Here is a 12,715-nt window from a genome sequence, read left to right on the forward strand (position 1 = left end):
AACTAAAACCAAACAATTATGACAGAAACAACAAACAATTGGTTAGCCGCCTGCCGTGTTGAGGATGCAGTAGAGAATGGAGGTGTATGCGTTAAAAACGGAGAGGAACAAATTGCCTTATTTTATTTTACCCGAAGAAATGAATGGTACGCAACACAAAATGAATGTCCGCATAAAAAACAGATGGCATTAAGTCGTGGAATGATCGGAACCCTTACTGATGAACCTAAAGTAGCCTGTCCTTTTCATAAAAAAAACTTTTCGTTAAAAACCGGTGAATGTTTAAGCGGAGATGAATGTGCTATAAAAACCTATCCGGTTAAAGTAGAAAATGGAACCGTTTACATTGCCGTAAATTCATAACCTTTCAGATACCTTAAACCGTTAAAGACACCTTCACAAACGAAGACCAAAATTATGAAAATCAAAAAGTATGTAGCTTTTTTAAGCTGCCTTGCTATAGCTGTGCTTTGTATTGAAGCTAACGCCCAAACCAAAGTCAACTTATTCGATGGAACACTAGTTGCAGGATATGTAGATCACGGCGCCTACATCAATTGCGTTGGGCCTAACATAAAGTTTAGCAAAAAGCCTTTTTCAATTTCTGCCGGCCTGCTACCCTCATTAAGAATCAAAGAAGATGAAGTCGCACCCGGAGCGACAAAAAATAGCCTGGTAACACCGAATCTTGGTTTCGGTTTAACCGCGGTATTCCATCATTTTGCGGTGCAGCTACCCTTTTATTACAATACAAAAACAGCGACCAGAAACGGCGAATGGAACGTGGGCGCAGGCCTGGGTTACAAATTTTAAATCAAGTCAACCTTAAAATCTAAACCAATCCCCATGACAGCTCAAACAATAAACAAACCTTTAGAAAAACTGAATATATTTTCATTGAAAGGTGTTCAAATGAAAACCTTTCACATTACCTGGCTTACTTTCTTTTTTTGCTTTTTCGCATGGTTTGGCATGGCGCCATTGATGAAAATAGCCAGAGAACAATTGCACTTAACCAAAGACCAGGTTGGGAATATCCAAATTGCATCCGTTTCGGCAACCATTCTTGCCCGCCTTTTAATCGGAAGACTGATTGACAGGTTTGGTCCTAAGCTGATTTACACCTGGCTCCTGGTGCTTTGTGCTATTCCTGTTTTACTCATTGGAACAAGCCAATCTTACACCTCATTTTTAATTTTCAGATTAGCCATTGGTATCATTGGAGCATCTTTTGTGATCACACAATTTCATACCTCCATCATGTTCGCTCCCAACATTAAAGGCACAGCAAACGCCACCGCAGGTGGTTTTGGTAACGCCGGAGGTGGTGCTGCAAATGTTTTTATGCCATTGATCGCTTCCGCATTAACCGCTTTGGGTTTTTGCAGTTCGGCAGATAGCTGGCGTTTCGCTATGATTTTTCCCGGAGTAATGCTTTTAATCTGTGCCTTTTTATATCATCGCTACACACAGGATAGTCCGCAGGGTGATTTCAAAAACCTGAAAGATGAAACCATTAAAAGTAATAAAAACACTTTCCTAATTGCTGCAAAAGATTACCGCACCTGGATTTTAACTGTTGCGTATGCAGCATGCTTTGGTGTGGAGATTACTGTTGATAATTTTGCACCCATATTCTTCACAGATTCTTTTGGCGCAACAATAGCCATTGCAGGTTTAGTTGCCGGAATTTTTGGCTGGATCAACATTTTCGCCCGACCTATGGGTGGAATCGTGGCCGATAAAATCGGAAAAACCTGGGGTTTCGATGGTAAAACACTTTTGCTCTCCATTTTATTATTGATTGAAGGCATCGGCTTAATCTGGTTTGCCAAATCAGGCAATATCGGCATGGCTATATTTATGATGTTTGTTTTTGGTTTAAGCTTAAAAATGGCTAACGGTGCTACTTATAGTTTGGTTCCATTTATAAATCCAACCGCTGTAGGTAGTGTTGCCGGAATTGTGGGTGCCGGAGGAAATATTGGTGCCATGCTAATCGCTTTTATGTTTAAATCGGAAGCCCGCCATTTAACAAAATCGGTGATTGAAAATGGTCAAACCGTTCAGAAAGACTTAATTAATTATACATCAGCCTTCACTTTGCTGGGTTACATCATTTTAGGGATTGGCATTGCAGTCTTCATTTTTAGAACGGTAATGGCCCAAAAAAGATCAAAACTAGCAGAACTTTCATTCGCGGGAAGCAATTAATTCATAATCATCATCTAATCCTGATCATCAAGTGGAAAAAGTGCATAATACCTTAGCCAATGACACCACAACCTGCTGCTACTGCGGTGTGGGTTGTGGCATTCTACTCGGTAAAGACAATCAGGATAGAATTACCGTTGAAGGAGATAAAAACCATCCTGTAAATAAGGGAATGCTTTGCAGCAAGGGCATGAATTTGCACTATACAGCAAACGATAAAAGCGATCGCTTACTTTACCCAGCTATGCGTTACAACAAAAACATGCCCTTGCAAAGGGTAAGCTGGGATAAGGCATTGGAAAGAACAGCTATGGTTTTTAAGGCTTTAATAGACAAACATGGCCCAGATAGCGTGGCTTTTTATGCCAGCGGACAATGTTTGACCGAAGAATATTATGTAGTCAATAAATTAATGAAAGGTTTTATCGGTAGCAATAATATCGACACTAATAGCCGTTTGTGTATGAGCAGTGCGGTTGTTGGTTACAAAATGAGCTTGGGAGAAGACACCGTTCCAATCAGTTATGATGATATTGAATTAGCCGATTGCATTTTCGTGGCTGGTGCAAACCCAGCCTGGTGCCACCCGATTTTATGGCGCAGGGTTGAAGCTGCCAAAGCTAAAAATCCCAATTTAAAAATCATTGTCAGCGACCCTAGAAAAACGCAGACCTGTTCAATGGCAGATGTTCATCTACAGGTTAATCCTGGCACAGATATTACCCTTCATCATGCCATTGGCAGGTGTTTAATTGAGGATGAAAAAATCGACATTGATTTTATCTCAGCAAGCACGAATGGCTATGAAAAATACTGTTCAACAGTATTCGAAACATCATTAGCAAAAGCGGCAGAAATTTGTGGTATTCAGCAAAGCGACATTCGACTGGCTGCATCTTTTATTGGCTCTGCAAAAGGCTTTATTTCCATGTGGACCATGGGGCTCAACCAAAGCGTTATTGGTACCAACAAAAACCTATCACTGATTAACCTGAATTTGATAACCGGCCACATTGGCAAACCCGGAAGCGGTCCTTTTTCCCTTACCGGCCAGCCGAACGCCATGGGTGGCAGAGAGGTGGGCGGACTGGCTAACTTGCTTCCGGCACACCGAAATTTGGCCAACGAAAATCATCGCAATGAAGTAGAAAAATTCTGGAAAATTCCACTGGGAAGCATCCAGTCAAAACCCGGACTTACTGCAACCGAAATGTTCGATGAGCTGAATTCTGGAAAGCTAAAAGCCATCTGGATTCTCTGCACCAATCCACTCATTAGCATGCCCAATGTGCGCCAGGCAGAAGAAGGTTTGAAAAAAGCAAAATTTGTAGTTGTTCAGGATATTAGCAATAAAGCCGAAACCCTGAACTATGCTGACGTGGTATTGCCAGCGGCGGCATGGGCCGAAAAAGAAGGCACAATGACCAACGCAGGCCGTTATATTTCATATTTAAGCAAAGTAATACAAGCACCCGGTGAAGCGCTACCCGATGCAGAAATCATTTGCCGGTTTGCACAAAAAATGGGTTACGATGGATTCAACTTTAAGGATTCATCAGCAATATACGATGAACATGCAGCATTAACCGAAGGTACAAATATTGATATCAGCGGACTGAACTATGAAATCCTGAAAGAAAAACGAGCCGTTCAATGGCCATATCCCAAAAATGGAAAAGCATCTGGAACAGCCAGATTATTCGAAGATCACAAGTTTTACACGCCGGATCGAAAGGCGAACATCATTTCTTTTGATGATCAAAATCAATCGGAAACATTAACCCCGGAACATCCCCTTATTTTAACCACCGGAAGGATAAGAGATCAATGGCATACCCGCAGTAAAACCGGGAAGGTCAATAAGCTTAATCAACACATCAGCGAATCTTTTCTGGAAATTCATCCCGAAGATGCGGAAAAAAGAAACATAAAGGACAATGAGGTGGTTGAGATGTGCAGCCCCAGGGGAAATGTAAGGCTGAAAGCTAAATTTTCAACAGATATTAAACCAGGAGTTGTTTTTATGCCGATGCATTGGGGCAAAATTTTAAAAAGCGATTTAAACCGGGTTAATAACCTAACCAACAACCTCGTTGACCCGATTAGCAAAGAACCCGATTTCAAATTTACAGCTGTAGAGGTCAAGCCTTATCACAAGCCCCGGCAAAAAATCATCGTCATTGGTGCCGGTGCAGGCGCTTGCGGTTTTGTAAAAAGCTATAGGGCATTAAATGTGCAAGATGATATTGAAATTTTCAGCCGCGAAGATCTCCCATTTTACAACCGTGTACTCCTCCCCGATTATATTATTGGCACTTTATCCTGGCATAACCTCATCAAAATGACCGAAAGTGAAGAAATTGATTACAGAATCAAACTTCACCGAGGCACAGGAATAGAGAAAATCAATAAAAATGAAAAAACAGTTCTGGACAGTCACGGGAAAACCCACCCTTATGACATCCTGCTTTTAGCCACCGGAAGCAGGGCCTTCGTACTTAAGGACCTCCCAAACCTGAAAGGAATTTTTACCATGAGAAGCCGCTATGATGCCGACAGTTTCAAAAAACATTCCCTAAAAACAAATGGTAAAGTGGTTATTGTTGGCGGTGGTTTACTTGGGATTGAAATGGCAGCCTCACTATCAGACACCGGTTCAAAAGTAGTTATCATTCAGCGAATTTCGAGGTTGATGGGAAGGCAACTTGATGGCTTAGGCAGTCAATTATTACATGAAGAATTAATTAGCAAAAGCATAGACATTTTTTACAATGACGAAATTGATCTGGTACTTGGCGACAAGAATCTGTCGGGGGTACGTTTGAAAAGTGGCTTGCTGATCGATTGCACCTCATTAATTGTCGCTATTGGAACAGTGCCGAATACCGAACTGATTAAAGATGCAGGCATTGAATGTAAAAGAGGCGTTGTGGTAGATGAATATTTAAAAACCAGCGAAGCTGATATTTATGCCATAGGCGAAATCGCCGAATTTAATGGCCAGATGTATGGTATTACCGCAGCGGCAGAGCAACAGGCGGAAATTGTAGCGAGATATTTATGTGGCGATATTGGCAGGTTTTACCAGGGCAGTTTACTGATGAACATCCTGAAAATGCATAGCCTGGAACTGTGTTCGATAGGTTTGACAGAAGTACCGGAAAACGACCCGAGCTACGAGGAAGTTACTTTTATAGATAAAGCACAGCGGTATTATAAAAAATGCATTGTACAAAACGATAGACTGGTTGGTGCTATATTAATTGGCGATAAAAGTGAGTTTCTGGAATTTAGAAATCTGATTGAAAACAAGATGGAGCTGAGTGAAAAAAGGCTCCAGCTATTGAGAAGTGGAAAAACTGCCGAGCCTGTTATTGGTAAAACTGTTTGCAGTTGTAATAACGTTGGCGAGGGAAATTTAATTAACAAGATAAAAGATGGCTGCAAAGATCATTTGCAACTTTGCCAGCTAACCGGTGCCGGAATGGGCTGTGGAAGCTGTCGCCCGGAAGTTAAAGCCATCCTTGATTCTTTTGTCAACGTATTAAAAGCAGTACCCGAAGGTGCATTAGCTGAATAAACCTAAAATGATGATGAACGTTATAATGGAGCCATCCGAATTTATCAACCTGAAAGGGATCGAATACTTCAAATTTGAAGAAGATTTTATGGAAGAAAATGTACGCTGTATCCCGATGGTGGTTCGCTTTAAAATGGATTTGGCAGGCATCAAACTAAAACTGGGAGAATGGGGACGCTTTGGAACAGCAGAAAGAATCGAATTGGCCTTACTTCCTGTAACCAGTGAACAAGAAACAGACTATTACCGAAACTATCTGAGGTCTCTTGTCATAAACCATACCCAGAAAGCAGCCACGCCCCTTTCCATAGACCAAAATCCAGCATGGAAAAACCTGGTACAGGTTCCACTGATGCTCGTAGAAAAATCTTCAGAATTTGGGTTAAACATTTCGATATCCCAGTGGCAAAGCTTAACCGATATTCAGCGTTTTGCACTTTTAAAACTTTGCAGACCCGGACACGAAAACAAGAATTTTCCAATAGCATCAGTGGAATTTGGTTTAATGAACATTTAGTATGGATCAAACCCTAATCATCAACTTTCCTGGCGGGATTATTTCTCCCGGCAATTTGTACAACATCCTGGTGGCTGCCAGCAAAGCGAGGATTCAATATGTTCGCTTCGGGCTTAGGCAGCAGTTGTTAGTCAATGTGGCCAATTATAATCTTTCCACTTTCACAGGCGAACTTGAAAAGATTGGCGTTGATTTTCAGCTGGATAAAAACGAAGCTCCAAACATCATCAGCTCTTATCCCGCAGAAGAAATTTTTATTCGGGGAAGCTGGTTAACCGGTGGGATCTACAAAGATATACTGGCCGATATTGATTTTAAGCCCGCCGTTAAAGTAAACATTTGCGATAGCAACCAGAGTTTCACCCCGATGCTAACGGGGAACATCAACTGGATTGCAAGTTCGCAAGCGGAACATTATTGGCATTTAATTATCCGTTTCCCAAAAACCAATATCATCTATGAATGGAAGCAGCTTTGCTACACCAATCATGTTGCAAAACTGACCAAAACTGTCGCCCAAATTATCACCGAAAATCCTGATGAGTTTATAGATAATGAATTTGCCAGCGGAGAGGCACTTTTTGCGCAACTAAATGAAAAAGATTTTGTGCTTAAATCTGCTGAAAATGCGGCTGCCCTTTCCACTTTTAACCTACCCTATTACGAAGGCTTAAATCGTTACAACAATAAATACTGGCTGGGTATTTACCGCCGCGATGAATTATTCAGCATTGCGTTTTTAAAACGTCTATGCCAACTCTGCTTGGAGACCAAACTTGGCCAGTTCTGCTGCACTTCATGGAAAAGCATTATCATAAAGGGAATTGAGGAAAAGCATAAGAAACTATGGAATGATTTACTGGAAGAATTTGAACTGAATATGCGCCATGCTGCAAATGAATTGAATTTTCAGGTGGAAGATAACTGTTTGGAAGGCATTGAATTAAAAAACTTTCTGGTAAAATATTTAAGTGCAAATGACATTAGAACTTTTGGCATTTGCTTTGGTATTAAAACACGGAGGAAAAGCGAAATTTTCAGTAGCATACTAATTCGCAAACGCTACCTAATCGATTTTTGGGAAATTAAATTATTCCGGGTTTATGATATTCTTTGTGCAAAAGACTTTAACCCAAACGAGCGCACAGGTAAAGTATTTAGTCGTGGAAACCCAAAACTGATATTACCAGAACAGATTAGGAGAGCCATATACCTTTTTTATAAACAACGGCAGAATACCATTCAAAACAGTAAAATCGTTCCAACATCAAAACCTGAACAGATTTCTACAAAAGATATTTTTGTGCTTTATCAATGCAATAGTTGTTTAACAGTATACAATGAATCGCTCGGAGAAGAAGAAAACAATATCAAACCTGGTACTTCATTCGATGATTTGCCAGAAAATTATTGTTGTACGCTTTGTGATGCAGATAAAAGCAAATTCATAAAAATTAATCCTGCAACACTTTTGTTATTATAAGCCATTGATTTCCGCATGGGAATTAAAATTTTCAAATGATCGATAATCCTGATTCGCCACGCTGATTTCACAAACCTTTAAAGAGGACAGCATAAACTTCATGCTGTGTCTGATTAATTTGCCCGTTTGAAGCAAATTCAATATCTTTTTTAAACCTGTTGAAGTATAAATCCCACATAATGGTTCCTGCTGACCATCACGTGTGTAAGCGTAGGCATCAAACGAATCATCGGCAGTCATCAACTCTTTCAGCTTCCCTAACATGCTACTTTCCATAAGCAGCATGTCGCATGCCAAGAGAAACAAATTTTTGTCGGGATTTTCCAGGTGCGCTGAAAGCACCCCAAGTAAAGGGCCATTTAAATCTAAAGAGGGATCATCAATAATCAACTGCGCCTCCTGAAAATAATTGATATATTTTCCCTGCTGATGCGGATTGATGGAAAATTTCACATCCAATCCAATTGAACGCAATTTATCTTCTGCCAGTATTGCCCAAAGCTTATCCTGATAACGCAACAGTCCTTTATCAGTGCCCATTCGCAAACTTTGTCCGCCGCATAAAACGATTCCTAACATTGATTATCTATTGCTTAAATCCTCCAATCCTGACTCATCTAAAATCCCGATCATTTTATCTTTTATATGGATAAGTTTTTCTGCAAGCAACTCATTCATGGTTCTGAAAACCGTTTCGTATGTGGCACCAGTATAGGCTGCGAGGTCTTGGCGAGATAATGCTAAATTTAAGAAACCACCCTCACTCAATCCGAATTGATTCCGAAGATTTAAGATGGCTACTGCTAACCTGCTCTTCACCGACATTAATGCCAGTTCACGCATTTTTTTCTCTGAAGTTTGTAGTTCATCAGCATAAAACATTAACAAACTGTAAGCGAAATCGTGATTTACTTTTAATGTAGTCTTAAAAAATTCTATATCTACAAAACAAAGCGAGGTTTTCTCTAAAGCAGTAGCAGAAATTGGATAAGCCATATTTTGAGAACTGATACCACGATGCCCTAATATTGCCCCAGCATTTGCAAAACGCAAAATCAACTCCTTATCACCCCAGTGTTTGTGAACTTTTACAGTACCTGAAGTTACGAAGTACACGCCGGTAACAGGGTCCCCCTCCTTAATAAGGACCTCTCCTTTTTTAGCAATGAAATTCTTTCTATGGCTCTTTATTGCAAGTTGCCATTCAGGGAGTGTATTCTTACATAAAAAACAAGTTTGAATATCGCAGCTGCTGTCGTTTTTTTTCATGGCTAACTAATTCCCACAAACATAATAGTTTCAAGTCAAAATTAATGTGTCAGAACTAATTATCCCTGTCACGGTAAGTATTCGCAGCAGCTTCCGTTCGCGAACTTGACTGCGAAATTTTAATCTCTCTATGGCCATTATTTAGAGAATGGATTTCTAATCTCAACTACACGTTCGGAAAATATGCATTAAAAAAATATTATCCTTGTGTTCGAAGGTGACACAGCGTTCATTACTTTATGGATTTTTTTTAGCAGGACATCAAATGAAAAAGAATAATTTACTGATAATTCCCTCAATCGTTATCCTGACAAAGCTAGCATCAAGAGTCCATAAATGTAATGATCATTCAAAATATAAAATGTATTATTTCATTAATCGGCGTCCATAACTTATCAGATTTATCGCACTAAATCCCCATGGTAATGGACATGCAGGGTTTGCTGGTAACTAACTAATAAAAACCAATGCAAATGACCTCACACACATCTTTTAGTTAAAAGAGCCTTTCCTCTTTTTCCAGTTAATAGTGCAAGTGTAATTATTGCACATCCAAACATCACAACGGGCATAGTGATCAGTGTTCCGTTATTAAAAAAACTGACTAACCACGATGCCAATACGCCGGCAATCATTTGTGCACTGCCTAATATCGCTGATGCCCGTCCAGCCTGGCTGGTAAAGGGCTGTAAGGCTAGTGCTGTTGCGTTTGGATTAATAAATCCAAGGAAGAAAAGGAATAAAAACACAAAGCAAAGTGTAAGTACTGGTCCTGCAACTCCTTTGGCAGTGGTAATTAATAAAACCAGGCCGACCAGAAACAGCGAGAACGCAGCATAAAAACTTATGGCTGTGCTGCTAAATCTCTTCAGAGCTAATCTGTTGATTTGACTACCCAATATTAATCCAAAAGCGTTGAATGCGAATGCCCACCCATAGTTTCGATCAGAAAAGCCAAATTTCTCCATAAAAACAAATGGTGAACCTGCTATATAGGCATACATCCCTGCATAACTAATGCCTCCCGCCAGGGTATATATTAGAAAACTTCTGTTTCGCAGCACAGCAAAATATTCAGGTAATATTGTTTTGATACTTAAAGAAATGTCCGGATCGTCTTGCCTGGTTTCCGGGAGAATAAATTTTACTGCAAAGAATAACATTAACGAGATCAAGCCCATAACACCAAATACCCAGCTCCAGCCCACCAATGTATTTACAAAACCACCAATCGTGGGTGCAATAATTGGCGCTACGCCCATTACCAATACCAAAATAGATAGAATCTTCGCCGTATCTTCTACAGGAAATAAGTCACGCACAATCGCTCTTGCAGCAACCATCCCTACACAGCCTCCCAAGGCCATAAATAAACGTATGCCGATTAAAAAGTTAACATCCGGAGCCAATGCGCAGCCAATCGCTGCGATCAGATAAATCAGTAAGCCAATCATTAACGGTTTCTTTCGTCCAAACCGATCAATTAAAACCCCATAAATAAGTTGGCCCACACAAAGACCAAAATAGTAACTGGTAAGTGAATAACCCACTTTCGCAATACTCGTATTCAAGGATTTTGCAATAGCTGGAAAAGCAGGAAGATACATATCAATGGAAAAGGGACTTAATGCAATAAGTGCCCCTATTACCATGATAAGAATTGCGCTGTCCTTTATTTTCGTTGCTCCCTCGTTCGCACCCTCGGTTTTCGTTATTGCTGTCATTTGCAAATCGTATCGATCCAGCTAAACAGTTCATTTAAATCGTAGTCACCACTATGTGGTTTATCCCAAGGCAGTGCAAGGTTTACATCAAATCCATTATTTTTCAATAAGGTGCCTAAAAGTACAGGTGTGGCTAAACTACCGTCCTTATCTTTTGATCCATGGCGAATGCGCCAGTATTTAGCAGTTTTGGTTTTACTATCACCGATGTAATACATGGGGTTCATCATTTTAATGATCTTACCATCGGCGATTCTAGCATCTTTCACAGTTGAATTTTTCAAGCCGAATTGCGTAAAATGCTGATTGTTAATTTTATGTGTTCCAAATTCTTCTGTTTCCGGAGTAGATAAATCTAATGCATCAAAAGCAGGCGGCGTTTTTTGGCGTTGCATGTAGGCAACGTATTTGTCCCAGTCGAGGTCTGTTACTTTGTTACCTGCATAGGTAAGCCAGGTAAGGGATTTTAAGTCTTTTCCACCTTCGATAGCGGTATTGGCAGATGCGATTACATAAGTCTTCACAAGTTCTTTAAAACTGCCGTTTCCATTATTATCCAAAGTTAAAAGTGACCCTTTATCATCCTTTAACTTTAAGCTGTTCACATACTCTGGAAAGCCTTTTTTCAGTTCCGCAGATAACTTAATTTGTGATGGCGTCAATGTATTGGCACCCTCGCCAGCTCTTGCCATCGGACCTCGCGCCTCGAACGTATTTTGTCCGGAGAATTGCCATTCATAGGCCATGTCAGCATGATCCAGATTGGTAATCGGACAGTAAGCAGATACTGCGAAAATATCATCTTTTGCAGGCGCAGCACCTAGTGCTTTCAAATAAGGCTCATAGTCCATATTGTTGCCTGTTGCACCTAGCAGGGATGACATGGCACCGCCAGCACTGGTACCATTTGAAACAATCTTATTCGCATCCCCCGGCATCAGTTTATCATTATATTTCAGGTATCTAACCGCTGCCTTTAAATCCACAATTGCCGCTGGCGCTCGGCCGTTGGAGTTTGTGCGGCCTCTCGCACCCGGCGAGGCCACGATATAGCCATGTGCCAATGCCTCAACAATGGTATTGCCTTTTGGCCCACCCATCATGTCGGGCATTGCCCCACTTTTGATTTTCTCCAGTATTTCTTTAGGGATATCTTTTGGAAGCTCCCCGTTTAACGGAGGTTGCATTCCCATTTTCCGGGCATCTGTAGATCCAGGTTTTGCCGGCATATATCCTCCGATTTGATTAGGTAAAAATATAGGCGCATTCGCTGCCGTGTAGCCGTTTATACTGCTGTTATTGAAATACGCTTCAGGAATATAGATGTTTAATTTCTGATAAATGGTATCTGCTGGATTTGCCACATAAACAATATTTTCAAATGCTCTGACCTTAAAACTCTTCGTGTTGAAGGAAAGCATTTTTGTTTGATATTTATTAATATCGAATTTGAGCTTATTGTCATTCATCTGCGCAAATGACGATAGCGACAGGCAACTTAGTGCCAGCGTTAAAATTTGTTTACCTACCATGTTATATCGCTTTTAATTTTTTCATAAATTCCTTAATAGCTGGTTTTAGTTCATTAAACAGCGGAAGTTCCCTGTTTCTTAAAATTACTTCCGAAAACAGCTTTAAGCCGATTACAAACTCTATGGTCTCAAGCTCCTCAGCTAAGATATTTTTACCCTTCGCTAATTCAATCACTTTGAAAAGATCGTCGTGGTTTTCAAATTTAAATTCGATCTTGTTTAATGGCGCCTGGTGGTCTGTATTGTCATTGATGGCTTCCAATGAAAGTTTATAACGGTTATATTTTTTTATTGCTTTTTCCATTTCGTTATTTTTTGCAATGCCGTCGATAGTTGACAGGCATTCATTTGATTAACAAATTTCTTGGATTTAATCATATAATTCGGGTATTTTAG

11 protein-coding genes are annotated in these 12,715 nt (G+C 40.2%); 6 read left to right on the plus strand and 5 right to left on the minus strand.

Features of this window, described 5'->3' with window-relative positions:
• Positions 1-18 precede the first annotated feature (18 nt).
• The 6 genes from nirD to ACZZZI_RS18440 are packed head-to-tail and all read left to right on the plus strand — an operon-like array spanning position 19 to position 7,794.
• Positions 19-363 (plus strand): nitrite reductase small subunit NirD, encoded by a 345-nt coding sequence (nirD, locus tag ACZZZI_RS18415; RefSeq protein ID WP_463490521.1) that lies wholly within the window; start codon positions 19-21, stop codon positions 361-363.
• Between the two features lie 54 nt (positions 364-417).
• Complete coding sequence (locus ACZZZI_RS18420; protein ID WP_463490523.1) at positions 418-813, plus strand: hypothetical protein; 396 nt, start codon at positions 418-420, stop codon at positions 811-813.
• Positions 814-846: 33 nt separating this feature from the next.
• Positions 847-2,214 carry an MFS transporter gene (locus tag ACZZZI_RS18425; RefSeq protein WP_463490525.1) on the plus strand — a complete coding sequence of 456 codons (1,368 nt, stop codon included), beginning with the start codon at positions 847-849 and terminating at the stop codon, positions 2,212-2,214.
• 31 nt (positions 2,215-2,245) lie between these two features.
• Positions 2,246-5,794, plus strand: a complete 3,549-nt coding sequence (locus ACZZZI_RS18430) for a molybdopterin-dependent oxidoreductase (protein WP_463490527.1) — start codon at positions 2,246-2,248, stop codon at positions 5,792-5,794.
• Between the two features lie 10 nt (positions 5,795-5,804).
• Entirely contained in the window at positions 5,805-6,311 is a 507-nt protein-coding gene (locus ACZZZI_RS18435) for a nitrate reductase associated protein (protein WP_463490529.1), read from the plus strand.
• A 1-nt stretch (position 6,312) separates the two neighbouring features.
• The gene (locus ACZZZI_RS18440) at positions 6,313-7,794 is read left to right on the plus strand and encodes a rubredoxin (RefSeq protein ID WP_463490531.1); all 1,482 of its coding nucleotides are present in this window, start codon (positions 6,313-6,315) and stop codon (positions 7,792-7,794) included.
• Here ACZZZI_RS18440 and ACZZZI_RS18445 read toward each other — a convergent pair.
• The 5 genes from ACZZZI_RS18445 to ACZZZI_RS18465 all read right to left on the minus strand — a co-directional run bounded on the left by ACZZZI_RS18445 (position 7,789) and on the right by ACZZZI_RS18465 (position 12,623).
• Entirely contained in the window at positions 7,789-8,373 is a 585-nt protein-coding gene (locus ACZZZI_RS18445) for a molybdenum cofactor guanylyltransferase (protein WP_463490533.1), read from the minus strand. The two genes, ACZZZI_RS18440 and ACZZZI_RS18445, sit on opposite strands and share 6 nt — an antisense overlap.
• A 3-nt stretch (positions 8,374-8,376) precedes the next feature.
• Complete coding sequence (locus ACZZZI_RS18450) at positions 8,377-9,063, minus strand: Crp/Fnr family transcriptional regulator (protein WP_463490535.1); 687 nt, start codon at positions 9,061-9,063, stop codon at positions 8,377-8,379.
• Between the two features lie 479 nt (positions 9,064-9,542).
• Positions 9,543-10,787 (minus strand): multidrug effflux MFS transporter, encoded by a 1,245-nt coding sequence (locus ACZZZI_RS18455; protein ID WP_463490537.1) that lies wholly within the window; start codon positions 10,785-10,787, stop codon positions 9,543-9,545.
• The gene (locus ACZZZI_RS18460; RefSeq protein ID WP_463490539.1) at positions 10,784-12,319 is read right to left on the minus strand and encodes a subtype B tannase; all 1,536 of its coding nucleotides are present in this window, start codon (positions 12,317-12,319) and stop codon (positions 10,784-10,786) included. The genes ACZZZI_RS18455 and ACZZZI_RS18460 overlap by 4 nt, the downstream gene beginning before the upstream one ends.
• A gap of 1 nt (position 12,320) precedes the next feature.
• On the minus strand, positions 12,321-12,623 hold the full coding sequence (locus ACZZZI_RS18465) for a DUF3861 domain-containing protein (RefSeq protein WP_463490541.1): 303 nt from the start codon (positions 12,621-12,623) through the stop codon (positions 12,321-12,323).
• Positions 12,624-12,715: the final 92 nt, after the last annotated feature.

It is taken from the genome of Pedobacter sp. AC190 (genome assembly GCF_979258025.1).

Excerpts from the sequence above, each read along its gene's own strand:
- ACZZZI_RS18440 (WP_463490531.1), top strand. The coding sequence starts at position 6,313 with ATGGATCAAACCCTAATCATCAACTTTCCTGGCGGGATTATTTCTCCC.
- ACZZZI_RS18455 (WP_463490537.1), bottom strand. The coding sequence starts at position 10,787 with ATGACAGCAATAACGAAAACCGAGGGTGCGAACGAGGGAGCAACGAAA.
- ACZZZI_RS18435 (WP_463490529.1), top strand. The coding sequence starts at position 5,805 with ATGATGAACGTTATAATGGAGCCATCCGAATTTATCAACCTGAAAGGG.
- ACZZZI_RS18420 (WP_463490523.1), top strand. The coding sequence starts at position 418 with ATGAAAATCAAAAAGTATGTAGCTTTTTTAAGCTGCCTTGCTATAGCT.
- nirD (WP_463490521.1), top strand. The coding sequence starts at position 19 with ATGACAGAAACAACAAACAATTGGTTAGCCGCCTGCCGTGTTGAGGAT.
- ACZZZI_RS18450 (WP_463490535.1), bottom strand. The coding sequence starts at position 9,063 with ATGAAAAAAAACGACAGCAGCTGCGATATTCAAACTTGTTTTTTATGT.
- ACZZZI_RS18465 (WP_463490541.1), bottom strand. The coding sequence starts at position 12,623 with ATGGAAAAAGCAATAAAAAAATATAACCGTTATAAACTTTCATTGGAA.
- ACZZZI_RS18425 (WP_463490525.1), top strand. The coding sequence starts at position 847 with ATGACAGCTCAAACAATAAACAAACCTTTAGAAAAACTGAATATATTT.
- ACZZZI_RS18445 (WP_463490533.1), bottom strand. The coding sequence starts at position 8,373 with ATGTTAGGAATCGTTTTATGCGGCGGACAAAGTTTGCGAATGGGCACT.
- ACZZZI_RS18460 (WP_463490539.1), bottom strand. The coding sequence starts at position 12,319 with ATGGTAGGTAAACAAATTTTAACGCTGGCACTAAGTTGCCTGTCGCTA.